This is a genomic window from Chryseobacterium sp. RLHN22, from assembly GCF_051011795.1.
GTDB classification, from domain to species: Bacteria; Bacteroidota; Bacteroidia; order Flavobacteriales; family Weeksellaceae; genus Chryseobacterium; species Chryseobacterium zhengzhouense.
In genome coordinates this window covers 26,448-51,734 of sequence record NZ_JBPCHW010000018.1, presented here as the reverse complement: position 1 = coordinate 51,734, position 25,287 = coordinate 26,448, and the positions used below count along the sequence as shown (strand labels likewise).

General features: G+C 35.8%; 19 protein-coding genes and 1 pseudogene. 1 reads left to right on the top strand and 19 read right to left on the bottom strand.

Annotation, left to right across the window (positions count from 1 at the left end):
• Nucleotides 1-50: 50 nt before the first annotated feature.
• The 11 genes and pseudogenes from ACR1PN_RS16150 to ACR1PN_RS16100 form a co-directional block, all read right to left on the bottom strand.
• Nucleotides 51-2,507, bottom strand: a pseudogene (locus tag ACR1PN_RS16150) (T9SS-dependent M36 family metallopeptidase); the annotation flags it as partial.
• A gap of 12 nt (nucleotides 2,508-2,519) precedes the next feature.
• On the bottom strand, nucleotides 2,520-2,651 hold the full coding sequence (locus tag ACR1PN_RS16145) for a hypothetical protein (protein WP_433980861.1): 132 nt from the start codon (nucleotides 2,649-2,651) through the stop codon (nucleotides 2,520-2,522).
• 169 nt (nucleotides 2,652-2,820) lie between these two features.
• Nucleotides 2,821-4,608 carry a 30S ribosomal protein S1 gene (rpsA, locus tag ACR1PN_RS16140; protein ID WP_433980860.1) on the bottom strand — a complete coding sequence of 596 codons (1,788 nt, stop codon included), beginning with the start codon at nucleotides 4,606-4,608 and terminating at the stop codon, nucleotides 2,821-2,823.
• Between the two features lie 265 nt (nucleotides 4,609-4,873).
• Nucleotides 4,874-5,701, bottom strand: a complete 828-nt coding sequence (locus tag ACR1PN_RS16135) for a hypothetical protein (protein WP_433980859.1) — start codon at nucleotides 5,699-5,701, stop codon at nucleotides 4,874-4,876.
• A 10-nt stretch (nucleotides 5,702-5,711) separates the two neighbouring features.
• The gene (locus ACR1PN_RS16130; RefSeq protein WP_433980858.1) at nucleotides 5,712-6,554 is read right to left on the bottom strand and encodes a hypothetical protein; all 843 of its coding nucleotides are present in this window, start codon (nucleotides 6,552-6,554) and stop codon (nucleotides 5,712-5,714) included.
• 19 nt (nucleotides 6,555-6,573) lie between these two features.
• A complete protein-coding gene (locus ACR1PN_RS16125; RefSeq protein ID WP_433980857.1) occupies nucleotides 6,574-7,380 on the bottom strand; it encodes a hypothetical protein in 807 nt (268 codons plus the stop codon).
• A gap of 167 nt (nucleotides 7,381-7,547) precedes the next feature.
• Nucleotides 7,548-8,270 (bottom strand): 23S rRNA pseudouridine(2604) synthase RluF, encoded by a 723-nt coding sequence (gene rluF, locus ACR1PN_RS16120; RefSeq protein ID WP_433980856.1) that lies wholly within the window; start codon nucleotides 8,268-8,270, stop codon nucleotides 7,548-7,550.
• A 43-nt stretch (nucleotides 8,271-8,313) separates the two neighbouring features.
• Nucleotides 8,314-9,012 carry a tRNA pseudouridine(55) synthase TruB gene (gene truB / locus ACR1PN_RS16115; RefSeq protein ID WP_433980855.1) on the bottom strand — a complete coding sequence of 233 codons (699 nt, stop codon included), beginning with the start codon at nucleotides 9,010-9,012 and terminating at the stop codon, nucleotides 8,314-8,316.
• 237 nt (nucleotides 9,013-9,249) lie between these two features.
• A complete protein-coding gene (locus tag ACR1PN_RS16110) occupies nucleotides 9,250-10,068 on the bottom strand; it encodes an undecaprenyl-diphosphate phosphatase (RefSeq protein WP_433980854.1) in 819 nt (272 codons plus the stop codon).
• An 86-nt stretch (nucleotides 10,069-10,154) separates the two neighbouring features.
• The gene (locus ACR1PN_RS16105) at nucleotides 10,155-10,451 is read right to left on the bottom strand and encodes a DUF3098 domain-containing protein (RefSeq protein ID WP_378181324.1); all 297 of its coding nucleotides are present in this window, start codon (nucleotides 10,449-10,451) and stop codon (nucleotides 10,155-10,157) included.
• Between the two features lie 2 nt (nucleotides 10,452-10,453).
• Nucleotides 10,454-11,350 (bottom strand): cell division protein FtsX, encoded by an 897-nt coding sequence (locus ACR1PN_RS16100; protein WP_378181321.1) that lies wholly within the window; start codon nucleotides 11,348-11,350, stop codon nucleotides 10,454-10,456.
• A gap of 91 nt (nucleotides 11,351-11,441) precedes the next feature.
• Between ACR1PN_RS16100 and rsmA the strand changes: the two genes are divergently transcribed.
• On the top strand, nucleotides 11,442-12,212 hold the full coding sequence (rsmA, locus tag ACR1PN_RS16095; RefSeq protein WP_433980853.1) for a 16S rRNA (adenine(1518)-N(6)/adenine(1519)-N(6))-dimethyltransferase RsmA: 771 nt from the start codon (nucleotides 11,442-11,444) through the stop codon (nucleotides 12,210-12,212).
• Nucleotides 12,213-12,266: 54 nt separating this feature from the next.
• Here rsmA and ACR1PN_RS16090 read toward each other — a convergent pair whose 3' ends face one another.
• The 8 genes from ACR1PN_RS16090 to ACR1PN_RS16055 form a co-directional block, all read right to left on the bottom strand.
• Nucleotides 12,267-14,615: a choice-of-anchor L domain-containing protein gene (locus ACR1PN_RS16090; RefSeq protein WP_433980852.1), complete on the bottom strand. Its 2,349-nt coding sequence runs from the start codon at nucleotides 14,613-14,615 to the stop codon at nucleotides 12,267-12,269.
• A gap of 123 nt (nucleotides 14,616-14,738) precedes the next feature.
• Nucleotides 14,739-18,350 (bottom strand): choice-of-anchor L domain-containing protein, encoded by a 3,612-nt coding sequence (locus tag ACR1PN_RS16085; protein WP_433980851.1) that lies wholly within the window; start codon nucleotides 18,348-18,350, stop codon nucleotides 14,739-14,741.
• 167 nt (nucleotides 18,351-18,517) lie between these two features.
• On the bottom strand, nucleotides 18,518-20,884 hold the full coding sequence (locus tag ACR1PN_RS16080; RefSeq protein WP_433980850.1) for a choice-of-anchor L domain-containing protein: 2,367 nt from the start codon (nucleotides 20,882-20,884) through the stop codon (nucleotides 18,518-18,520).
• A gap of 161 nt (nucleotides 20,885-21,045) precedes the next feature.
• Nucleotides 21,046-21,576, bottom strand: coding sequence for a DUF1003 domain-containing protein (locus ACR1PN_RS16075; protein ID WP_378181305.1), 531 nt, complete (start codon nucleotides 21,574-21,576; stop codon nucleotides 21,046-21,048).
• A gap of 10 nt (nucleotides 21,577-21,586) precedes the next feature.
• Entirely contained in the window at nucleotides 21,587-22,354 is a 768-nt protein-coding gene (locus ACR1PN_RS16070) for a TIGR02757 family protein (RefSeq protein WP_433980892.1), read from the bottom strand.
• A 179-nt stretch (nucleotides 22,355-22,533) separates the two neighbouring features.
• Nucleotides 22,534-23,448, bottom strand: coding sequence for a ribonuclease Z (locus ACR1PN_RS16065; RefSeq protein WP_433980849.1), 915 nt, complete (start codon nucleotides 23,446-23,448; stop codon nucleotides 22,534-22,536).
• A 210-nt stretch (nucleotides 23,449-23,658) separates the two neighbouring features.
• Nucleotides 23,659-24,234: an RdgB/HAM1 family non-canonical purine NTP pyrophosphatase gene (gene rdgB / locus ACR1PN_RS16060; RefSeq protein WP_433980891.1), complete on the bottom strand. Its 576-nt coding sequence runs from the start codon at nucleotides 24,232-24,234 to the stop codon at nucleotides 23,659-23,661.
• Nucleotides 24,235-24,333: 99 nt separating this feature from the next.
• On the bottom strand, nucleotides 24,334-25,164 hold the full coding sequence (locus ACR1PN_RS16055) for a lysostaphin resistance A-like protein (protein WP_433980848.1): 831 nt from the start codon (nucleotides 25,162-25,164) through the stop codon (nucleotides 24,334-24,336).
• Nucleotides 25,165-25,287 lie beyond the last annotated feature (123 nt).

Below are 25,287 nucleotides of genomic sequence, written 5' to 3'. Positions count from 1 at the left end.
AAGCTGCCTTAAATTTAAAACAGCTTTCATTATTAATAATTAAAAAAAGTTTATTTACTGATAATTACTTTAGAGGTTGTGTCAATTCCTAAACCTTTTACTTTCACAAGATAAGTTCCGTTGATTAATTTATCTGTAGAAATTGCTTTTTTAGATTCCGGTGAGACCTTGCTTTCTGAAGACACCAGTTTTCCTGACATATCATAAATCTCCACATTTACTTTTCCTAAAGTATTGCTCGGGAAGTTAATATAAAATTCGTTCTTTGCAGGATTTGGGTAGATTGAAATTCCAACATTTTTCACAGTATTTGTCTCAGATGTAGAAAGCAGACAATCTGCAGGAACTGTAAAATCCTGCACCTGATCATTGATATTGGTTTTAAGCCCAGCAGAAGCATTAATCCCCAAACCTCTTTTTGCAAAACTTCTCCAGATCATGCATCGGTCTGTCCCGTTTGTTTTTGCCAATTCAGCCGCCAAAATAGCATTTCTGCCATCAACAAAAGTTGGGTTACAAGCCTGTAATTTCAAAGCATCAGTTACCAATTGTAAAACTCTTGCACTTCCGCTCGCTGTATTTGCAGTTACATCTGAAGCATAGCCATACTTTGCTACATATTCCCAATTCAGATCCCAAAGCATTGTCGCCCATACAAAGCCAATTGAGTGTACATCCGGAACTATTGCAGAACCGTTGTTGTATTCCATCCCATTGGTGTCGGTATACGTATAATCGTTAATGGTAAAATCCGGCGAATATTTTGCAGGTTTGATTCCTCCTCCGGTTATAGACTGACCTATAGGATAAGTTCCCATTCCTCTTGGTACCGAAGCATTATCTCCCGGCTTGTTTGTCAGCATAAGCGCAAAGAAATCTGACCAGCCCTCTCCCATCTGTTCTCTACTTGCACCTGCGTTCAAGCAATTATACCCTGTTCCTGTTAATCGGTTTGAAATTCCGTGACCATACTCATGTGTAACGATACCATTATCGAAACTTCCGTCGTATTTTGCATCCAATCTCAGATCGACGTTCACCGGAATATTTGATGATAATTTCGTCTTAATATATTCTCCTTCATTATTTGTAATAAGAATAGAAGGGATCGTGATTGTAGTGTCCGTTCCACCCATATTTAGTAAGCTAGAGCCATTTGCGGCATCATTATAAATAATAACACCGATTGCTCCTGCGTTTTGCGCATTTTTTACTTTAACCGAAAAAGTACAGTTCGCTCCTCCACCTCTTTCGATCAAACCAATTTTACCTGCAAATTCTCCTGCCGGAAATGCAGTACAGCCATTAATATTACTGGCAAATTTTACATCCCCTGTAATCCCTATATCATTCAGGCTAGGACCAAACTGAGCTTGGCCGCCAATTACAGTACGGTTAACAGCATCAACAGGCGCATTGTAAAACAAAACTTTATTTGATCCTAACCAAAGATACATCTGCATAATCGGGTTATAATTATCCGGATATGGAGCAAAATTAGCATTGTTATAACCTCCTCCGTCTTGTGACTGTGCAAAAACCTCATCATCATCCAGTCCACCATTACCAAAATTGTTGCTTTGGAAGTTTTTAGCAGATTCAGTAAAGCCAAATTTATAGAATACATCATGCACCATATTGCTTATATAAAACAAGTTGGTTGTAGATGCAGATAAATTATTAACTGCTTTGGCTGTCGCACTGTACGGGAAATCAAAATTACGTAGTGCACCACCATCCGGAGAACTTCCAAAAGTTGTTTCATCATCATCTTTATCGTCATACGCATACACATTGTTTCCTCTCGTAATTGTATAATGAGTCGTTCCGTTAGAATGCCATCCTTCAGGTGAAGAAGAAGGAATCCACGGATTTGTAACCAAACTTCGAGATCCAAATGTAGGAGCTTCTATTGGCAATGGAAAAACATTATAGGAAGCATTATCTGCACTAAGAAGTAAATTTTTATTGTTTACAACAGGATAATAGTCTTTGTTTTGTGGCAAAGCTAAAACTTGTGACTCGTGCGAGTAAGCTCCTTCATGAAAATTACATGATAAGTTCAGGTTTAATTTATGAATTACTTTTCCCGAATTTGCATCAATAACGTAATTCCAGTGATTAGAAGTTTTTGGTTCATGAACCAGAAATTCATAAGCCAGTTTTAGATTTTCATCTTCATCGATTGCATACACTAATCTTTGCTTGGCAGCAATATGCTTATTCTCTCCTTTTTGAAAGAAATCTAATAAAGGAAGATCTGATATTTCATTCTTACCAAGATCTGCTGCAATTTTATCCAGGGCTGCTCTTTTATCTAAAGAAGCGGTTGTGGGTGATGAAGTGTTATAGTTTTTAATAAAATTATCTGTAAAATATACCACATCATTATTCTTAATCAATGTGGTAGCAATTACGCCATATACCGGAAAACCATTATAAGTCCGCTGAATCTTCAATACATCACCATTTAATGATTTTGAATAATCCACATTTTCAATAATAAATTGATTAAGATCTTATTTTTTATATTCTCTTGATTTATTTTGAGAAATATATTTTTTTACAAGTATTTCATTTGTCTGAGCAAATGATTTTGATGGTATTATTGCAAAAACCGCAATAAAAAGTGGTAGAATTACTTTTTTCATTTTTACTTTTAAAGGCGCAAATGTACAATTAAAACCTAACGAAAACATAATACCTTCACATTATTAACAAAATAAATCAAATAGAAAATTCTAACAGACTACATCTAAATATTAAAATAAAAAAACCACTCTTTCGAGTGGCTTCCTATTTTAAAAAATGTCAGTCGGATTATTTACCTCCTTCCATTTTCTTTTTCAATTCTGCTAAAGCATCGATATCTCCAAGAGTTGATCTTTCTTCATTACCTGAAGAAGTTACATTTCTAGAAGCAGATTCTTTCACATTCTTTTTCTCCTCATCTCTGAAGATCCCTGTGTGAGAAACAACTACTCTCTTGAATTCTTTATTGAATTCGATTACTTTGAACTCAGCAGTTTCACCTTTCTTGATTTTAGATCCGTCTTCTTTCTCTAATAATCTTGATGGGCAGAATGCTTCAACTTCAGCATCTTCGAATTGTACAGAAGCTCCTTTATCGTGAACTTCTACAGCAGTTCCTGTGTGTACAGTTCCTTCAGCATATTTAGTTTCGAATGCATCCCAAGGGTTGTCAGTTAATTGTTTGTGACCTAGAGACAATCTTCTAGCTTGGATGTCTAATTCAAGAACTACAACATCTAATTTGTCACCAACTGCACAGAACTCAGATGGGTGCTTGATTTTCTTAGTCCAAGAAAGATCAGAGATGTAGATTAATCCGTCGATACCTTCTTCTAACTCTACGAATACACCAAAGTTAGTGAAGTTTCTTACAGTTCCTACATGCTTAGATCCTACCGGATACTTAGCTTCGATATTTTCCCATGGATCTTTGCTTAATTGCTTGATACCCAAAGAAATTTTTCTGTCTTCTCTGTCTAAAGTAAGTACTTCAGCTTCAACCTCATCACCTACTTTTACAAAGTCACCTGCAGATCTCAAGTGAGTAGACCAAGACATTTCAGAAACGTGGATTAATCCTTCTACACCTGGAGCGATTTCTACGAATGCACCATAGTCAGCAAGAACTACTACTTTTCCTTTTACTTTGTCACCTACTTTCAAGTCAGCAGAAAGAGCATCCCAAGGGTGAGCTTCTAATTGCTTCATACCCAATTGGATTCTTGTTTTCTCATCGTCAAAGTCAAGGATAACAACTTTTACAGTCTGTCCGTCCTCAAGGATTTCAGATGGGTGGTTCACTCTAGACCAAGAAAGGTCTGTAATGTGGATCAATCCATCAACACCTCCAAGGTCGATGAATACACCGTAAGAAGTAATATTCTTAACAGTACCTTCAAGAACTTGTCCTTTTTCTAACTGAGCGATGATTTCTTTTTTCTGACCTTCGATATCTGCTTCGATCAATGCTTTGTGAGATACTACTACGTTTTTGAACTCAGGGTTGATTTTCACAACTTTGAACTCCATAGTTTTACCTACGAACTGATCGTAATCTTTAATTGGCTTAACGTCAATTTGAGAACCTGGTAAGAATGCTTCGATTCCGTGTACGTCAACGATCATACCTCCTTTAGTTCTAGACTTCACAAAACCGTTAACGATTTCTCCAGTTTCGTGTAGCTCATTTACTTTATCCCAAGCTTTAAGCGTTCTAGCTTTTCTGTGAGATAACTGTAACTGACCTGTTTTGTCTTCTCTTCTGTCAACCATTACTTCAACCTCGTCTCCTACTTTAAGACCTTGGTTGTAACGGAATTCGTTAAGAGAAATAACACCTTCAGATTTGAAGTTGATGTCTACGATAGCTTCTTTGTCAGTTAATCTTACAACTTTTCCAACTAAAACGTCATTATCGTCTAGGTTGTTAAGAGATCCGTTGTAGATTTCTTCAAGATCGCTTTTTTCTTTTCTCGCATCTGCATCAAGACCTGATTCGAAAGAATCCCAATCAAATTGTTCTGGTGCTACGTTTTGGTTTAAAATAACCTCTGCTGAATTTGTCTCTTTTGACATTTTCTAATAAAATTTGTATTCCTTCTTTCTTAATGGTTTGAATAAATGTGGATTTAAAAAATACGGAAGTAATTAATTTATAATAATTTACCTTTTCAAACCTTCCCACAAAAAGTGACTGCAAAAGTACGATTTTTTTTTGTTTTAACAATAAAATTATAAAGTTTATTATCTCAACACTATTTTCATTTTCAAACCTTTAGTTAAGCAAAAGAGGCTGCCTCCTCAGGCAGCCTCACAAAAAAACACAAATCATGTAAAATCTCTAATTGAGAGATTCTACTACCGTAGTACTTAGAGAAATTTTAGATAAAAATTTGCTCATATTATCGCAAGGAGTTCCATTCTCAAATCTCGCAACGCCTCCATAAACAATTTGTTGTGTAGAAGAGTTTGTTGTTGAAGAGATATTTCTGGCCATCACTTTTATTGTATGACTTCCTATGCTTAGATCATTTACCACTCCATTCAGAATAAACTTATGCCACGAACAAGTAAATGATTCTGCTTGTTTATGGTATTTTCTCACTACGACCAACTTATCATCTACAAAAACCCCTATTGCGTATTCGTAAAACTGATTAGTACTTTTATCAAGTTGAGTCATACCTTCAATAGTAAATGCCAAAGAATTTTTTGTTCTTGAAAATGTTTTTGTATCGGTAATTCCTAAAGAAGTCCAGCCAGACGTTCCTGTTCCCAAAGAAATAGCACCCGGAGTAAAACCAGTAATAGCAATACTGCCTGGTGAAGAGACAGAACTTACACTTACCAAATCAAGTTTAGAAGTTATTTGTTCTTTAGTGTAGACTGCATTCCATTTTCCATCATCAAAATAAGTAACTGTCTGTGGCAGTGTTGGAGAGGTATTGGTATTAAAAACAATATTTCCGTTTTGAGGATTCGGGACGGATGTAACATCCGTATTAGAAATTAAAGGAATTCTTGGGTATAAAACCCCTTTTTTATCTGAATCCAGCTTTAAAATAGCACTATTATCTATAATTGCCTGAGTTTTATCTGTCATCACAACCTGCGCAAAAAACAGCGTTGGAAACATTATTAAAATAAATATGTTGATTGATTGTTTCATGATTACGAGATTAATAAGGTAAAGGTTGATTAACTAAAACAATAGCACTTATTTTAGCTTCATCATTTGAAATATTGGTACATCCTGATGCCTTTTGTCCATAAGAGACAGTTGCTGTAGTTGTGCTTGATCTGTTCATAACGGCCAGTCGTAATGTATGATTACCTACAGAAAGATTATCTCCTAACCCAGTAATAGTGAACTCCTGAAAAGCACATGTATTATCTACATTCATTGTTGCAGATTTAGATGAAACAAGTTTATCGTCTACAAATATTCCCAATCCATAAGTTAAATCACTTCCGGCTGTTGATGTATTATTAAGCTGAAGCATACCTGTAAAAGTAACCACAATATTATTTACAGGTCTGTCGACTGTAAAATTAAAAGATGAACCATCAGTAATCTCAACCCATGGAGAAGATAATGCACTCCCACTCACAAATGAATTGACTGAAGTAGCATCTGCAGTATAAACATTTGTATTAATCCCGGAATTGTAAATTTTTGAATAATATTTTGTAATCCCCAGCAAAAGATTAATATTTGCAGAATTGAAGTAATAACTCCATCTCACGCCATCCCAGTAATAAATACCTTTTCCACCCGGAAATGCCGCGTTCGTGTTGTATATTAAAAGCGACTCAGTAGGTGAAGTAGCCATAAAGCTAAAATCTGAAACATTAGCGGGATTGAGAGAAACCTTGGGAATCATTATTCCTTTATTAGAAGACAGTAAATCTAATACTGCAGATGCATCTGGTGAATTTGTTCCAATCCCAACCGATCCAGTTTGAGCAAACGTTTTACTTCCAAATAATATTAATAGGAAACTAAAAAATAAATTTTTCATTTGTGTTTATATTTAATTCTTACGATTTTTCTGTTAATTTAATAAACATATTTATCTTAGACATATCTGCATTTACTGAAGAAGTATCTGCAGGTCCCCCAAATTTCCACGAAGAAGCATTGGTATAGTTATTTACCCTCATCGTTACATACGTTTTTATGGTATGGGTGCCTAAGCTTAAATCTTTAAGCAATGTATTTATTGAAAAGAAATCATACTGATAAGATTTACCGTAATTGGTAGAATAGTTTCTTACACCCGCCAGTTTTCCGTCAACAAAAATTCCTACAGCATAGGTAAAAGTATTGGCTCTGCTTGCAAGCGAATTGTTAGCCTGTACCATACCTTCGGTAATAACAAAAATGCTGTTGTTGCTCTGAGTAATCGTAATATCTTTTGAAAGACCAGGAACCTCAGTCCAGACTGTACCAGGTAATGAGTTTTCACCATAATTTAAAGCTCCTGAAAGTGTTGTAATACTTATAGGTGCAGAGTTTGATGTACTGTAAGAGATCGTTAGTCCTAAAACAGAATAAACATTTCTTGAATCTACGAGTTCACTCCACTTATTTCCATCCCAAAAGTTAAATCCTTTTTTACCATTATAATTGTTGTATGCCAGTAAACCAAATGAGGGAGAATCTACGGGATTAGCAGCATTAAGATTGGGAATGGTAAGATTAGGTATCAGAACTCCTTTATTTGCTGACGATACTTTTAATAAAAGATCATTTTCAATGGCAGTCGTACCTATCCCTACCTGAGCCTTGTAGTTATTTAAAAATAGCATACTGTAAGCTGCTATCAATAGAAATAATTTTTTCATCTTGAATATATTTGTGTTTATAATCTGACTTAAAGCTTTTTAGATTCTAACTGATTACCATACAAATATACGTCAATCTAATTAATAACCAAATTAATTTTATAAAAAAAGCACAATATTGATTCTTTCAATATTGTGCTTTTTTTATAGTTAAGTTTTAGAAGATATTAATCAACAGTTTTATTGGAATCCTGAAGCAGAAAATTTAGATTTTTCATTTCCTCATCCGTCAGATCTCTCCACTTTCCTATTGGCAGATCCAGCTTAATATTCATTATTCTGATTCTTTTCAGCTTTTTAACTTCATAACCAAGATACTCGCACATTCTTCGGATCTGTCTGTTCAAGCCTTGTGTAAGAACAATTCTGAATGTCATATCATCAATCTTTTCAACTTCACATTTTTTTGTAACAGTATCGAGAATCGGTACACCATTTCTCATTTTCTCCAGAAATTTAGGATTGATGGGTTTATCAACCCTTACCAAATACTCCTTTTCGTGGTTATTTCTTGCTCTTAAAATTTTATTAACAATGTCTCCGTCACTTGTGAGCAGGATTAAACCTTCACTGGGCTTGTCTAATCTTCCAATCGGGAAAATTCTTTTCGGATGATTAATAAAATCTATAATGTTATCTTTTTCACGTTTGGTATCTGTGGTGCAGACGATCCCAACAGGTTTATTAAAAGCAATATAAACAGGTTTTTCTTCAGTATCTCGGATTGGTTTTCCGTCAACTTCAACGATATCTTCATCAGAAATTTTGGTTCCAAGCTCAGGAATTTTACCGTTTATTTTTATTCGTCCTTCTTCCAAAAGTTTGTCAGCCGCTCTTCTGGAGCAGTAACCAACTTCTGATAAATATTTATTAATACGTGTTTTTTCCATTGTACTACTCTTTGTTTTTTACTTAAAGAATGTAACTCATTTATTAATCCTTATTAAATCTGAAATCATTGTTCAAGTACAAATCTGTTGCATCTTCCACATTATAATCCCCAATTTTTGTTCGCCGCAACTGTGTAAGATAGGCACCCACACCAATTTCCTGTCCGATATCATGAGCTAAGCTTCTGATGTAAGTTCCTTTTGAACAACCAACAATAAAGCTGATCAAAGGAAAGTTGATCTCGACATCTTTAATATAATGAATGATCGTTTTTCTGGATTTCATTTCAACCTCCTCACCTGCTCTTGCTAAATTATAAGCTCTTTCGCCATCAATTTTAATGGCTGAAAAAACAGGTGGTTTTTGTTCGATTTCACCTAAAAATTTCTCTAAAGCATTATGCATATCACTTTCAGTAACATTTGAAAAATCCTGATGAAGAATTTCAGGCTTTTCAGTGTCGTAAGATTCTGTCTGAACTCCGATTTTTATTTCTGTCCAGTATTCTTTTGGTGCGTCCTGAATTTCTGGGATTTTCTTTGTGAATTTCCCTGTGCAGACAATTAAAAGCCCTGTGGCTCTTGGATCTAAAGTTCCGGCATGACCGATTTTGAATTTTTTCGGGAGGTTAAATTCACGCTTTAGTTTATATTTCATTTTATTGACAGCCTGAAAAGAAGTCCAATCCAAAGGTTTGTCTAATAAAAATATGTGTCCTGATTGTAATTCTTCTGCGGTCATGTGGAGATTTGAAATTTGAAGTTCGAAATTTGATTTTGGATTTGTTTTCTGATTTGAGTTTTGTGATATTCCAAGATTTCAATTCAGAAGAAATTTCTTATTATGACATCATTGCAGCCCGGCTTGAACGGAGCTCTTTTTACCGGAGCGAAGCGGAGGTAAAAAAGCGGGAGTGGAAGACGGAAATTGCTGCCCAAATAAATATAAGTAATATGTAATTGGTAATGAGTAATAATTTTATTTAAAATAATAGAAATAAATCAGCAACGCAACACCGACAAAAATACGATACCATCCCCAAGGTTTGAAACCATATTTGTTTAAAACTCCGATGAATGCTTTGATTGCGATAAGAGCTGTGATAAATGCCACAATATTTCCAATAACGAAAATCATGATATGCTCCTGAGATTCAAGAATCATTTCATAACCTTTGCTTTCGTTCGGAGTGTCTTTCCCCCAAGTTTTCACAAAAACCGAATAAACAGTCACCGCCAACATCGTAGGAACTGCCAAGAAGAAAGAAAATTCTGCAGCCGCTTTTCTTGATAAACCTTGCGTCATCCCACCAATGATTGAAGCCGCACTTCTGCTCGTTCCGGGCATCATCGCAAGACACTGCCAAAAACCAATCGTCACCGCTTTTTTTATGGAAATGTCTTTTTCGTCATTGATCACAGGATTTTTGAACCATTTATCAGCAAAAAGTAACACAACTCCACCCAAAACCAAAACCGATGAGATGGCAATCTGATTTCCTAAAACCGCCTCAATCATATCATCAAAAATATATCCTAAAACCAAAGCCGGAATTACTGCAAAAGCCAGTTTATAGTAAAACTGAAGATTTTTAAGATCAAAAAATTTCTTCCAATAGGCAACAACTACCGACAAGATCGCACCAAACTGTATGGAAACCTGAAACATTTTTAGAAACTCATCTTCCTTTAACCCCATCAGATTGGCTGTAAACCCCATGTGCGCAGTTGATGAAATCGGTAAATATTCTGTAAGTCCTTCGATAATGGCAATGATGATTGCTTTAATTAAATCCATTCTTGTTTGATTAAAAGATTTAAAACAGTAAAAGATTCAAATTAAAATTCAAATCTTTTATTGGTTAATCTTTATTTATATAAAATTTATTTTCTTTTTAAAATTGCGTACACTTCAATTGCGAAACCAATGACAACCAGTAATGGAGCAATTCTGATTCTTCGTATCGAAAAAATATCATCATTCCATGAGTTTGGATCTAATTTTCCGTCAACCGTGTTAGCATCAGGTCCCATCATCAGAAGAAAACCGACTATGATGCAGGCAAGACCAATTAGCATCCATTTAAAATTCTCTTTCCCGAAATAAAAACTATTTTCGTTGGGAACTTCTGTTTCGTTACCATAATCTGATGCCGAAAATTTATTTGTTTTTTTGCTCATTTTTAAGAATAGTATAAATCGTCAACATTAGATCTTAAGAATCTCCAGGTTGCAATGATTGTACTTAATACTGTGATGAAAACCCCTACTCCGAAAATTGAAACAACAAGCCAAACATATTGATTGGTGTCTTGTACAAAAGGAGTTTTAATGGTCGTTGTAAAATAATACCAGATTCCGAAAAGCGCCAAAAGACCGATTACTGCACCCAGAAGTCCCAAAATAAGAGCTTCTTTAATAAATGGTGTAAGAATAAATCTTCTTTTTGCACCAACCAACTGCATGGTTTTGATAATGAATCGCTTAGAGAAAACCTTCAATCGAATTGAGTTGTTAATCAATACAATAGCCAGAATTAAGAATAAAATACAGAATGCCAAGATCCATTTTAAAATTTTATTCAGGTTATCATATATTTTCTGAGAATCTGAGTCGTTTTTTACATCCACGATTCCCGGAACTGCTTTGATTTCTTTTAAAACAGCACCTATTTTTGTAGAGTCTGTGTACTGAGGTTTCAGAGCAATTTCTACAGAAGCGGGAAAAATATCTTCTTCAAAAAGTGCTTCACTGTTGATGCCCAAACTTTTTTTAGCTTCCTGCGAAGCCTGCTTTTTTGAAATGTAAGTTGTACGTTTTACCGACTCCATTCCCTTAATAACCTCAACGGCAACCGCTTCCTGCTTTGCTATTTTAGCTGAATCTTTAATATCGTAGTTTTCATCAAAATAAGCATTTACTACAAGCTGCTCTTTCAAATAGTCTGAATATTTTTGTGCATTGATCAAAATAAGCCCCATCAATCCCAGCAAAAACAATACTAAAGCGATACTTACTACGACTGTAATATTGCTGGACCGAAGCCTTTTCTTATTAAACTCATCTACAGATTTAGCCATTAATATTAAAATTTTTGGCTAAAATAGAAAAAATCTTCCGAAATTTGGGACGAATTAGAGAAAATCATTGTTAACAAAATCATAAAAAACATTGAGTGTAAAAGCAAAAAAACATCTCGGTCAACACTTTCTGACCGATGAAAATATCGCCCGGAAAATAGTAGAAGGATTAAGCTTTGAAAACTACGGAAACGTACTTGAAGTAGGTCCCGGAATGGGTGTTCTTACCAAATATTTAATTGAAAAAGAACAAAAATTATTTCTTGCCGAAATTGATACTGAATCGATTGAATATCTGAAACAAAACTATGGCAAAATAACAGAAGAAACTTTTGTAGGAGACTTTCTAAAGCATGATTTTGCAGGTTTAGAAAATGAACAAATCGCAATTATCGGTAATTTCCCTTATAATATTTCTTCACAGATTTTATTTAAAATTGTTGATCATTATGAGCAGATTCCTGAAATGGTAGGGATGTTCCAGAAAGAAGTTGCAGAAAGAACTGCTGCAGTTCCCAGAACAAAAGATTACGGAATTCTGTCTGTTCTGATTCAGGCATACTATGATGTAAAATATCTTTTCACAGTACATGAAAATGTTTTTAATCCGCCTCCGAAGGTAAAATCGGGCGTTATACGACTAACAAGAAACCCCAAAGAAGGTCTGGCCGGAAATGAAATTCTTTTTAAGCAGATTGTAAAAGCAGGTTTTAACCAAAGAAGAAAAAAACTTTCGAACGCTTTAAAAATTTTAAATATTCCTGAGGCTTTGAAAACTCATGAATTTTTAGATAAAAGAGCCGAAGAACTTAGTGTAACAGATTTCATTTCGTTTACCCAGGTTTGGAAAGAAAATCAATAAACAAAAAATGCCCTTCAGATCTGAAAGGCATTTTTTATTAATATTAAAATTAAATTATTCTCTGTTTTTCAACATAATCCAACCCGATCTGCTCATCTGAGTTTTAGATTTGTTATATTCAAAATTGAATTTATACCAATACGTTGCAGTTGGCAATCTTTTTCCACCTACAGTTCCGTTCCAAACCGGTGTTTCTTTTGAGAATCTAAACACTTCAACACCATACCTGTCATAGATAGAACCTGTAAAGTTTTTGAAGCTTCCTAACGAAGTAAGATCTAAAACATCATTCACCCCATCATTATTCGGAGTAATGACGTTATTAATCTTCAGGGTAAAGAATTCTATTGAATTGCTACAGCTCGTTCCTTTAATTCTCACATGCAAAGTATAATTTGTATTATCTAATAATCCTGTGAAGATGTTTGATTCTTGCCAAACAACTCCATCAACAGAATACTCAAGGGTTTGAGGTAAATTATTAATGGTCGGGTTATGTGCGGTTACTGTTAAAGAATGATTGTCATCATAACTCAAATTCGTGAAATATGGCAAAGCTGCAGCCTGCACTTTTACCTGAAATTCGTCCTGACAAACACCATTGTCAATTACAACACTGTAAATTCCCAGCTCATTTGCCACAATAGTCTGTGTTTCAGCTCCCGTATTCCAAAGATAAGTGTAGTTAGTTCCCGCACCGGCATCTAAAACGATACTGTCACCAATACACATTTCAACATCCAACAAAGGCGAAGTAATGGCAGGAATTACTTCGATTCTTACTTTTGCAGGTTGTGAAGATCTACATCCTTTCGTTCCGACTGCATATACTTCGAAATCAGCGGACTGATATAAAGTAACGGTTTGAGTATTTCCGTTTCCTCCAAAATTTCCCCATTCATAAGTTACACCACCGGAAGCTGTAAGCGTAACCGATTCTCCCGCACAGATTCTGAACTGTGAAGCAGTAAGATCAGCGACAGGAGTCTGTTCTTTATGCAGAGTAAGTTCCACCAATCTGCTACAGAAACCACCATTTGAAACTACAACATATAAAATTTGCCCGTCTGTACCATTATAGCTGTATATATTGGAAATATAATTATTATTTTGTGCTAAAGCATCTGCCTGGCTTTCATAAAAATGAAACGTCGCGGTCAGCGCATCATTACTTAAGGCCGGCTTTGTAGCATTTAAGTTGAAAGTGGTCACATCGGGCGTGGCACATAGTAAATAAGTTCCGTTATGAGCTTCAGGTGTTGTTCCTCCATTAATTTTTATGCTTGCTGATCCCGGACAAGGATTTCCAGGAATACTGACTTCAATTTTATAATCTCCCGGCTGAATTGCTGTAATTGTGTTGGTTGTTGCTCCAGGTATTGCCGTACCATTGTAATACCATTGATACACCAAATTAGGGCCACTTGTAGAAGCTGTAATCACCTGTGGAACATTATCACACACATTGATTTCTGCGGGTAAAACAGCACCGGAAGGGTCCTGTAAGTTTACACCGATATCAAAAGAACCAGCTTCCAAGAATACAGCTGAATCATAACTACCATCTCTTGCATCTGCCAATACCATTTTAATATGATAACTCTGTCCAGGAATTACCGTTGCTTCTGCCGTTAAAGGTATTGTTCTCCCATAATAGTTAACCTGGTTTGGAGGTAAAGAACCAAAATATTGTGCATTAATAGGTCCACAAGAAAAAAGTGGGTCCTGTGGAACAATATTGGTCGCAGAAACAGGTCCTGCACCACCAGGTAAAACCGCTAAGTTTGTATAGGTAGCTCCTGCAACATTAGGCTTTAACAATAGCGCAAATGCATCATCATAATTGGAACACGGATATCCCCCTGTATATTCTTCTGAAGCAAATATATAATTGAACTTCATCTGTGTACTTGTCGGAACGAAATCAAATTCCAAAACAACAGCATCATAAAGCTGCTGTGTCGTACCGATTGCTGCAACCAGATCAGGATCAGACATCGTACCTGTGCTTCCCATTAAGACATCACCAATTGCAGTATTTCCTGCTTCTCTTGCATACCCTGTGGTCAAAACAATACCTTCATCAAAAGGAAATCCTGAAGTAGATTTATTAAAATATCCCCAAAATCTATCCGTATCTGTAACAGATTGATTGGGGGTAATTGTAACATTCGAAATATTAGGAGTTCCGCAAGAACCGGAAGTTCCAACCAATACATCTGTGACCAATTGAGTTGGTGTATAATTACTTGCCGGATAAGGAGGAACATTTACATCGATATAATCACCTGCTTTTGCATTGATTGGAATATTTTTTTTTGCGAGAGGTCTTTTAGTCTGAGAATATGAGTAATTAAATAAAGTTAATAGAAACAGTGAAAAAAGCAGTATTTGTCGATTCATAATAAATTTTGTTTCAACAAATTTATGTTTTTTATGTATATTATCTAAATAACTCTAATCTTTTTAACAAAAAAAATAAAGCTTTTCAAAATTGAAAAGCTTTAAAGATTTTTATGGTTGTAATTATTCTCTGTTTTTTAACAATATCCACCCGGATCTCAATTCAAGTTTTTTACTTGCAGGATTTTCCCATTGTACACGATACCAATAGCTTGCAGTAGGGAGATTGATACCTTTCAGAGAGCCGTTCCACATAGTATTGTCTTTACTTGCTTTAAATAATTCTGCACCATACCTGTCGAAAATTGATGCTGCAAAGTTTCTGTAACTGCTGATTCCAGAAAAGTCTATAAAATCATTTAAGCCGTCATTATTAGGTGTAATAGCATTATTTAAAACAAAAGTAAAATACTGTAGAGAAGTAGCACATTTTGCTCCTTGGGCTCTTACCACCAGATTATAATTTGTGTTTTTAAGTGTATTGTAGAATATATTAGAAGCCTGCCACGTTACTCCCCCGTCAATAGAATATTCTAAAACTCCTCCTGCCGGATTTGTAGCTGTAATGGTGAGCGAATTATTACTGTTCTCAAAAACAACATTTGTGAACTGCGGCAAATCAGGATTTATAATCTGAGCCGTAAATAGCTTAGAGCAAGTTCCGTTACTGATTGTCACAGAGTATGAGCCGGGAACACTGGTGGTAATTGTTTGTGTTGTTTCGCCAGTACTCCAATTATAGGTATAACCAGGTCCTGCACCTGCGTCCAATGTAGCAGGATCGCCTGCGCAGGCATACACATCTGCTAATGTCGAAGTAATTGCAGGAACCACTTCAATCGTAACAGTTGCCGGAGTTGTAGAAACACAACCATTTCCTCCTAAAGCAAATACCTGATAAGTCGTTGTAGTATTTGGCGTTACTATCTGTGTATTTCCATTTCCTGTAAGACCAACCCAATTATAAGTAAAGCCTCCGCCAGCCGTTAAAGTAACAGGCTCACCAGCACAAATTTTTATTTTAGAAGCTGATAATGTAGCTGTAGGTGGTCCTACAATAACTGTAATTGTTGCCGGTGTTGCAGAAACACATCCGTTTGCTCCGACAGCAGTTACCGAATAAACAGTAGTAGTTGCAGGCGAAACAACCTGTGTATTTCCGTTTCCTGGTAAAGTTGACCAGTTATATGTAACTCCTCCCGATGCAGTAAGGGTAACCGACTCTCCAGGACAGATTTGTCCGACAGAAGTTGCTAATGTAGTTACAGGAAGAGCCTTATCTTCTACAACAGTAACATTTGCTGTAAAAGTACAGGTAAGATTTCCAGGTTGTGTAATATTAGTTACGGTCAATGTATAAGTACCGCCTGCATTAACTACAGGATTTAATGAATTAGCTCCGGAAACAATATTTCCGCCAGTTGTTGTCCATTGTATTGTTGATCCTGCAGGAACTGTTGACGCTGATGCATTCAGAGTAAACTGAGGTACTGTACAGGTTATGGTCTGAGGCGCAGCAATTGTTAAATCAGTTGGTGCCGTAGCCAATAATTGTAAAGAAACCACATAAGAGCAACCTCCGTTTTTAACGAGTACATAAATTGTCTGGTTTCCGCCACTTGGAAATGTTGTCGGAGCTGCAATCGTGCTGGTATTGCCTGCGTTTGCATCTGCCTGATTAATATAATAAGCAAAAGTGGCAGAAGGAGCTGTCGTTATCTGAGTTTGAGCCGCTGTAAGATCGTAAATGATGTTTCCTTGCTGATAACATTTTAGAAGGGTCGCATTTTGTACCGTTATCGGTTGCGAAACTTCTATGGTGATCGTTGCCGGATTCGTAGATACACATCCGTTTGCTCCAACTGCTGTAACAGAGTATGTAGTTGTTGTAGCAGGCGTTACCGTTTGGGTGTTACCCGTTCCTGTAAGACCTGTCCAATTATAAGTTGCTCCACCGGAAGCTGTAAGAGTAACAGATTCTCCGGCACATATTAATATTTTGCTCGCTGTTAAACCTGTGGTTGGATGCGCACTGTTACCTGCAACAGTAACTGTTGACGCGCCTGTACACGAAACATTTCCTGGCTGAAAGCTATTTGAAATTGTCAAAGTATAGGTTCCTGCAGCATTCACTACAGGATTCAATGTATTTGCGCCGGAGACGATATTTCCGCCGGTTGTTGTCCATGCGAATGTTGATCCTGCAGGATAAACCGAAGCAGAGGCATCTAGTGTAATTTGAGAATTTGTACAAGTTAATGTTGTGGGCGTTGCAATGGTTGCCGTTATTTGAGGCGCTTTAACTAATTGCAGCTCGGCAACTTTTGAACAAAATCCATTTTTAACCAAAACATATATTGTTTGTCCTCCGGCGCTTGAAAATGTAGTAGGTGCTGCAATTGTGCTTGTATTTCCTGCATTTGCATCTGCCTGATTTACATAATATGAAAATGTAACTCCTGGGGTAGTACTGATCGCTGATTCTGCTGCTGTCAGATTAAAATTTACATTTCCAGGTCCGTAACAGCTGGTAAGCGTTGCGTTTTGAACCGTTGGTGAAGTTCCTCCAACAATTGTAACCGTTGCTGATCCCGGACAAGAATTTCCCGGTATAGTAACTTCAACCTTATAAATACCCGGCTGTGTTGCAACATAAGATGCTCCGGTTGCTCCCGGAATAACATTATTATTTAGATACCATACATAAGTAGCATTGGGAATCTGTGTGGATGCAGTTAAAGTCTGTGGTGCATTATCACAAACATTAATCGATGCTGGTAACTGTACTCCACCCGGTCCTAAAATCTGGACCCCGATATCAAATGAACCGGCCTCTAAAAAAACTCCGGAGTCATATTGGTAATCCTGGAAATCTGCCAAGACCATTTTAAAATGATAAGACTGACCAGGAACTACTGTAGCCTGCGCAGTCATTGGAATAGTTCTTCCGCTGAAATTCGTTTCTATGCTTGATGTATTGTAACCTCCAAAATAAGATGCATTGAGTGCACCACAACTTAATGGAGAACCATCAAATTCTATTCCCGGACGAATATTTTTTACGCTCACAGCACCAGCTGTGCCCGGTAAAACGGCTAAATTTGTATAAGTAGAACCAGGAGTATTTGGCTTTAATAATAATGCAAAACCATCAGTAAAATTGCATGGGAAATCACTGAAATATTCTTCTGATGCAAATAGATATCTAAATTTCACTTCAGTTGCCGTTGGGACGAAATCAAACTCAATATAACTTGCGTCTTTTAAAAGGTTGTTGGAAATTCCAAGCGCCGCAGCAAGATCTGCATCTCCCTGTACTGAAAGCTGATCGCTTAGTTGTCCCGATATTAATGAATTACCAGATTTTCTGGCATACCCCGTTGATAAAACAATACCTTTTGCAAATGGAAAATTTGTAGTACCCTTATTAAAAAAACCCCAACTTCTGTTTTGCTCGCTTGCCGAAAGATTCGGAGATACTACAACATTCGAAACATTTGCAGTTGAACAGGTGGAACCACCTGCGATAAGAACATCTTTTACAAGCTGAGTTATACTGTAAGCAGATTCAGGGTAAGTTGCTGTATTAACATCTATAAATGCCCCTGCCTTCATAGATTGACCTGAAGGACTTGGCAGACTTTTATTTTTTATTCTTTGCTGAGAAAAACTAAAGTTGCCAAGAAGCATCAAAATCAAAACAGGAAGTAAATTTTGTATTCTGCTATTTAACATTTTAAACTATTTTCAACAAAAATACTATTTTTTTAATTTAAAACTAAAGCAAACTTCATTTATATTAGTATTATTACAATTACACAATCATCACATTTCCAGTTGTTTTTACCCTAAAATAAAAAAAGACCGATTTTTCGGTCTTTTATAATTATTTTTGATAAATTTCATTCAATGTTTTTCAGTAAAATCCAGCCGGTTTTCACAGTAAGCTGCTTACTTGCAGGATCTTCAAATGTTACCTGATACCAGTAAGAAGCTGTTGGCAATTTTTTACCCTGGAAATATCCGTCCCAGAAAGGTCTTGTCTTTTCTGCTTTAAAGACTTCTTTTCCGTAACGGTCAGAAATTACAGCCTGGAATTTATTGTAGTCACTTACCCCTCTGAAATCAATCATATCGTTCACATTATCTCCGTTTGGCGTAATTACATTCTGCATCACAAAAGTAAAGTATTCAAGGAAACCTACACAGCTTGTTGTTTTCACCCTTACTCTAATAGAAATAACTTTATTATTAGGAATATTGTTGAATACATTTGATCCCTGCCATGACACTCCGCCATCTACAGAATATTCCAGAACACCCGCACTTGGGTTGGATGCAGTAACGATTAAAGTACCATTCTGATTATAGTTGACATTAATAATTTCCGGAACAGTTGCAAGTTTCACTTCGGCTGTATATCTTTCCATACAAACTCCGTTGCTGATGTCTACATAATAAATTCCCGGAGTTTCAACAACAATGGTTTGTGATGTAGCTCCGTTACTCCAAGTATATGTATAGTTCGGGCCAGCTCCTGCATCTAAGGTAATTCTATCGCCTACGCAAATAATTCCGCCTTTAAGATTGGAAGTTATCGCCGGCACGACTTCTACAGTAATTGTTGCAGGCTGTAATGATTTACATCCTTGTGTTCCGATTGCATACACTGTATAAGTTGTAGTCTGAGTTGGAGAAAGGGTACGAACTGCAGTACTGATTGCAGAATCATTCCACTGATAAGTAACTCCTCCTGAAGCAGTTAAAGTAACTGATTCACCAACGCATATTTTCACTTTTGAAGAGGTAAGTTGAGCAACCGGAGTAGCTTCTTTATGAAGAGTTAATGTCACAAGTTTACTGCAGAACCCGCCATTGGAAACAACAACGTGTAGAACCTGACCATCTGTACCCGGATAGGCTGCTAAACTTGCATCGGAAAGATAATTACTGTTCTGTGCCTGAGCATCAGTCTGATTTACATAAAAACGGAATACAGCCGCAGCTGTTGTACTTATCTGTGGTTTTGCATCATTTAAATTAAAAGCAATAATACTTGGCGTGGTACAAAGTTTCAAAGTTGCATTCTGGGCTACGGGTGTGGTACCGCCGACAATGGTTATTGTTGCGGATGCAGGACAATTATTCCCCGGAACGACAACTTTTACCTCGTATTTACCTGGTGCTGTTGCAATATAGGTAGATGAAGTTGCTCCAGCTATGATGTTGTCATTTAAATACCATTGAAACGTAGTTCCAGGAACTGCATTCAGCTGCGCAACTAAAGTCTGAGGTACATTATCACATATATTTAAAGTTGATGGCAGTACGGCACCATTACCATCTACAAGCTTAATTCCTATATCAAAAGATCCCCCTTCAATAAACACCGCCGAATCATAGCTATGATCCCTGTAGTCTGACAAAACCATTTTAAAATGATATGCTACTCCCGGTGTTACTGTTCCAACTGCTGTTAACGGAACAGTTCTCCCGTCATAATTAGTCACAATATTTGGTGAAGAATTATAACCTCCAAAGTACTGCTCATTGATTGCAGGACAACCAAAAGTTCCCGGAATAAGCGGGTGGATATTCGTCATCGCAACGGGTCCTGCGTTGTTTGGTAAAATAGCCAGATTAACGTAAGGACCTCCTGCAACGGGCTTTATTAGTAGTGCAAATGCGTCTGAGTACTCACAAGGATAAGTTCCTGAATATTCTTCTGAGGCAAAAATATAATTAAACTTAACTTGGTTAGAATTCGGCACAAAATCAAATTCCAACATAACATTATCATTATAATCATCACCAGGATTTGGATTTGGGACTGCTGCCAACAAATCCGGATCATTCATCCCTGCATTAGGAATTGTATAACTGGCGCTTGATGCTACGTTTCCTGCTTGACTGGCACGGCCTGTCGTTAAAACAATTCCATCCGTAAAGGGAAAATTTGTTGTTCCTTTATGAAAATACCCCCAAAACCTGTCTGCACTACTAACAGGCTGAGCGGGTGTGATTGTAACATTAGAAACATCAGGAACCGAACAGGTAGAACCACCGTTGATAAGAATATCTTTTACCAATTGCTCCGGTGTATAAGTAGATGGAGCGTACCCCGCTGCGTTTACATCTATAAATGCTCCAGCTTTTTTATTGACAGCGTTAACCACATTTTTAGGTGGTTTTCTTTGTGCAGAAACCGAAGCGCAAATAAACAATAGTACGGAGAGAAAAAGATAATTTTTTAGTCTATATTTTAACATTTTGCTGTTGTTTGTTCAAAATTACCATTTTTTAGTGACTTAGAACATACACTTAGAGATATTATTAACAGCAATATTGCATTTTATTTAAATTTTAATGAAGTTTTAATTCTATTCTAATAAAAAGACCATCGGGTGAAATCCAGAGTTTTTAAAAAAAGTTAATCTTTTCTAAGTTCATCAATTTTATTCTGAAGTTCAGCGATTTTATCTTTTAAAGCCTTAATTTCATTCTTATTAGAACTTACATTGCTTTTAAGAATCACATTTTTTGCCCGCTCATTGTGATCTTCATCATCTTCATCCTCATTTATTTCTTCAATGTCCTCCTGAATATCTTCAATGTCTTCACTGATTTCTTCAATATCCTCGGAAATCTCCTCAATATCTTCACTGATTTCCTCGATATCCTCCTGAATGTCTTCGATATCTTCCTGAATATCTTCAATTTTTTCATGACTTTTATTTACCGACATCTGGATCAGAATCGAAAGATAAATTGCTTCCAGAGATAAAACAGTGGTTAAAACAAGCAGCATTTTATCAAAATCAATAATTCCTAAAGCAGGCAATAAAAACGCAGTAATAAAGAATAATGTATGCAGAATTAAAGAGGGAATAGAACCAATCCATGAGGTGATTCCGTCTGCCAGTTTTTCTAAAAATTCTATTTTCTCGTGCGGTGTTTTCATCCTTCCAGTTTTAAAATAATTCTTTTGTTACTCCCAATCCAAACAAAGCAAAATCATATTTTGCAGGATCTTTTTCATCAAATTTTCTGATGATTATATCTAATTCTTCTACAGTTTTCCAGTCATTCTGAGTTCTGGAAATCAACCCAAGCTTTCTCGAAATATTTCCGGTATGCACATCCAAAGGAATTGATAAAAATTTAAGATCAATATTTTCCCAAATTCCAAAATCTACGCCACGCTTATCGTTTCTCACCATCCATCTCAAAAACATCATAATTCTTTTTGATGACGAATTTTTATAGGGTGAGCTCACGTGTTTATGTGTTCTGTGTTTTTCAATTCCTAAAAACTTCTGCCTGAATCGTTCTATCGAATGATAAAAATTGTTTTCTTGATGATTGATTAAAAACAAATTCTCAAGACTTTGATTTTCGTTATAAATCTTATGAAACTGTTTAATAAAATAAGAAAAATCTTCCCCGTTAAAAGTCCTGTGAATGCTTTTATCCTTTAATAATCTCAAATCTTTTTCAGAATGATTGAGAACAAAATCATAAGGAGAATTGCCCATAATATCGAGCATTTTCTCAGCCGATTTTATAATTGACTTCCGGTTTCCCCATGAAATTGTTGCTGCCAGAAAACCGGCAATTTCAATATCCTGTTTCAAAGAAAAACGATGCGGAATCTGAACGGGATCATCCTGAATAAAATCCGGTTTATTATAAACATCAGCTTTTTCGTCAAGAAAACCTTTTAATTCTGAAAAATTCAACTTCATTATTTAAACATTCCTTTTATCAAACTATTATTTAATTGAAATATTAAGATTGGGTGAAGTTTAATAGATAATTTAAGAAAATATATAAAATATTATTAAGCCCAATTCTCAACTCAGATTATTTGCATTTTAAAACTGAAAAGCCTTAATTTTTAAATATATAATTAAAAATTTTAAATTTTCACACACTCTAAAGCTTTCGGGAGATAAGTGTTTGGGAAAATCTGCCTCGCTTCGTCCGTAAATACCGTCAAATCTCCATAACGGTTTGAAAAATGTCCTAGAATAAGTTTTCCTACTTCCGCTTTTTTCGCAATTGTTGCGGCTTCCAGAGCCGTTGCATGACCTGTGTAATCCGCCATTTCCTTTAAATCATGTAAAAAGGTAGATTCATGATATAAAACCGTCACATTTTTCACAATAGGAATCACAGATTCCAGATATCTCGAATCACTGCAAAATGCATAAGAAACCGAAGGAGCTGGTTCTGTAGTCAGAATTTCATTCTTCAGAACATAACCGTCACTTAAAACAAAATCTTTTCCGGCTTTCAGATTATGATAATCACAAGTTTCAATTTCATCATATTTTGCCACTTCTTCCATATTGATATGGCGATCTTTTGGTTTTTCTTTAAAAAGATAACCGTTACAGTAAATCCTGTGGTCAAGCGGAATAGTAAACACTTCTACCCTATTATCTTCATAAATTTTTTCAGAATAATCTTTATCCAGTTCATGATAAATGACTTCAAAACCACGATGTGTTTCGGTAATGGTAAAAATGGTTTCAAGCATATTTTTAATTCCTTTCGGACCATAAACATGCAACGGATTTTCTCTTCCCAAAAGTCGGAAAGATGCAATCAGACCCGGCAAACCAAAACAATGATCTCCGTGAAGATGTGAGATAAAAATATGATTGATTTTTGAAAATCTTGCTTTTGCTTTTCGCAGCTGAACCTGTGTTCCCTCTCCGCAATCAATCAGAAAACATCTTTCTTCCATTTCCAAAAGCTGCGATGTCGGCGATGTGTTGACTGTCGGTATCGCTGAATTAAAGCCTAATATCGTTAAATAAGTACTCAAATCAATAGTTTATTAAAGCAAATGTACAACAAAAGGTTGAAGTTGAGGGTGAGAATTAGACCGAGGTTAAGGCTGAGTCTCATAATAATATAAGAATGCAGTTCGGACTAAATTATAGAAGAAGTAAAGTCGCAACCTTAACCTTAACCTTAACCTTAACCTTAACCTTAACCTTAACCTTAACCTTAACCTTAAACCTTAACCTTAACCTTAACCTTTCAAAAACTCCAGAAACAAATCCAAAGCCTGTTTTCTGTGGCTGATTTTGTTTTTGTCTTCCGCTTCCATTTGTGCAAAGGTGATGTCATAACCTTCCGGAACAAAAATCGGATCGTAACCAAACCCTTTGTGTCCTTTATTTTCCGTCAGTAAATTTCCGTGTGCCCTACCGTCGAAATATTTTGCACCGTTTTCGTCATAATAACATAAAACAGTAATGAAATAGGCTTTTCTGTTTTCTACATCTTCCATTTCACTTAAAACTTTTTCAATGTTTTTAGCAAAATCGTGGTCTCCTGCATAACGTGCCGAAAAAAGTCCCGGTCTTCCGTCTAAAGATTCGACAACCAAACCACTGTCATCACCCAAACTCGGAATTCCTGTTTTCTCGAAGCAATATTTAGCTTTAATCAAAGCATTGGCGTTGAAAGAATCTCCGTCTTCTACAATTTCATCATGTAGATTGTAATCAGCGAGACTTTTTACCACAAATTTGTCTCCCAAAATCTGTTGAATTTCTTCTTTTTTATGCAAATTGTGGGTTGCAACTAATAATTCCATTTTTATTTTATTTTTTAGTTTAAACACAAATTTTCATACGAACAAACGCTATAAATCTTGTAAAATTTGTGATAACATTAGTATAATTTATGTTTAAAATTAAAGTTAAACTTCAGAATAATGCACTTTGTATTTCTTTATAAACAAATAATAAAACACAGAAAAAAGTACAATTCCTACAGCCAATACCATATATTCCGAAACCTGAAATGCTTCGGCGAAATTTTCTTTTTCTGTATAAAATATTAAAACTGAAGAACAAAGATTATTGAATCCGTGTAAAAGCATTGGCAAAAGCAAAGATTTTGTTTTGTAATAAACCAAACCTAAAACACAACCCAATAAAGTAGCGCCTGCAAATTGCCACGGATTTCCATGAATTAAACCAAATAAAATGCTTGAAAGCAGAATTGCCTTCCAAGGTTTAACACCTTTATTAACCAGCCCTTTCTGTATAATCCCCCTGAAAATAATCTCTTCAAAAATCGGTGCCATGATGACCGCCGTTAAAATCATGACAACAGGATCATCAACAAGATTTGCCATCAGATTTTCAAAAAACTCATAAAAGTCTCCGAAAAAAGGACCCGTTGTTGGAATTTGAGAAGTGACAAATTCACCGATGAACATCATTCCCAACATCAAAGGGAAAATGAGAAGATAGGTATAAAAATTGGTGGGTGAAAAGTTGAAATTAAGTTTTTTTCCTGTTTTCGGACGAACAATCAGAAAATCGAATGCTGCAATCATCAGACAAAATACCACCGCATTCGAAAACATTAAAAACCAAGGTTTTTGCATGAAATCAAGTTTAAAAATAAACTTTCCTCCTAACCCCAGAAAGCCAATTGCAATACTTCCTGCAATGTAACCTGCAAAAAGTATTAAACCTCCTATCCAGTCAAAAATATATTTCGGATACCTCGATTGCTCCATAAATTCTGATTTTAGCGAGACAAAGATAATTGATTTCACTCAAAATTATTCTCAATTAATGCTTCACTTTTACAACTTCATTTTATCAATATGAAACAATAAGTATTATCTATCGTATTTCTA

Bases quoted from the DNA above. Each gene is read 5' to 3' on its own strand.
- ACR1PN_RS16145 (WP_433980861.1), bottom strand. From the start codon at position 2,651: ATGAAAAAAGTAATTCTACCACTTTTTATTGCGGTTTTTGCAATAATA.
- rpsA (WP_433980860.1), bottom strand. From the start codon at position 4,608: ATGTCAAAAGAGACAAATTCAGCAGAGGTTATTTTAAACCAAAACGTA.
- ACR1PN_RS16135 (WP_433980859.1), bottom strand. From the start codon at position 5,701: ATGAAACAATCAATCAACATATTTATTTTAATAATGTTTCCAACGCTG.
- ACR1PN_RS16130 (WP_433980858.1), bottom strand. From the start codon at position 6,554: ATGAAAAATTTATTTTTTAGTTTCCTATTAATATTATTTGGAAGTAAA.
- ACR1PN_RS16125 (WP_433980857.1), bottom strand. From the start codon at position 7,380: ATGAAAAAATTATTTCTATTGATAGCAGCTTACAGTATGCTATTTTTA.
- rluF (WP_433980856.1), bottom strand. From the start codon at position 8,270: ATGGAAAAAACACGTATTAATAAATATTTATCAGAAGTTGGTTACTGC.
- truB (WP_433980855.1), bottom strand. From the start codon at position 9,012: ATGACCGCAGAAGAATTACAATCAGGACACATATTTTTATTAGACAAA.
- ACR1PN_RS16110 (WP_433980854.1), bottom strand. From the start codon at position 10,068: ATGGATTTAATTAAAGCAATCATCATTGCCATTATCGAAGGACTTACA.
- ACR1PN_RS16105 (WP_378181324.1), bottom strand. From the start codon at position 10,451: ATGAGCAAAAAAACAAATAAATTTTCGGCATCAGATTATGGTAACGAA.
- ACR1PN_RS16100 (WP_378181321.1), bottom strand. From the start codon at position 11,350: ATGGCTAAATCTGTAGATGAGTTTAATAAGAAAAGGCTTCGGTCCAGC.
- ACR1PN_RS16090 (WP_433980852.1), bottom strand. From the start codon at position 14,615: ATGAATCGACAAATACTGCTTTTTTCACTGTTTCTATTAACTTTATTT.
- ACR1PN_RS16085 (WP_433980851.1), bottom strand. From the start codon at position 18,350: ATGTTAAATAGCAGAATACAAAATTTACTTCCTGTTTTGATTTTGATG.
- ACR1PN_RS16080 (WP_433980850.1), bottom strand. From the start codon at position 20,884: ATGTTAAAATATAGACTAAAAAATTATCTTTTTCTCTCCGTACTATTG.
- ACR1PN_RS16075 (WP_378181305.1), bottom strand. From the start codon at position 21,576: ATGAAAACACCGCACGAGAAAATAGAATTTTTAGAAAAACTGGCAGAC.
- ACR1PN_RS16055 (WP_433980848.1), bottom strand. From the start codon at position 25,164: ATGGAGCAATCGAGGTATCCGAAATATATTTTTGACTGGATAGGAGGT.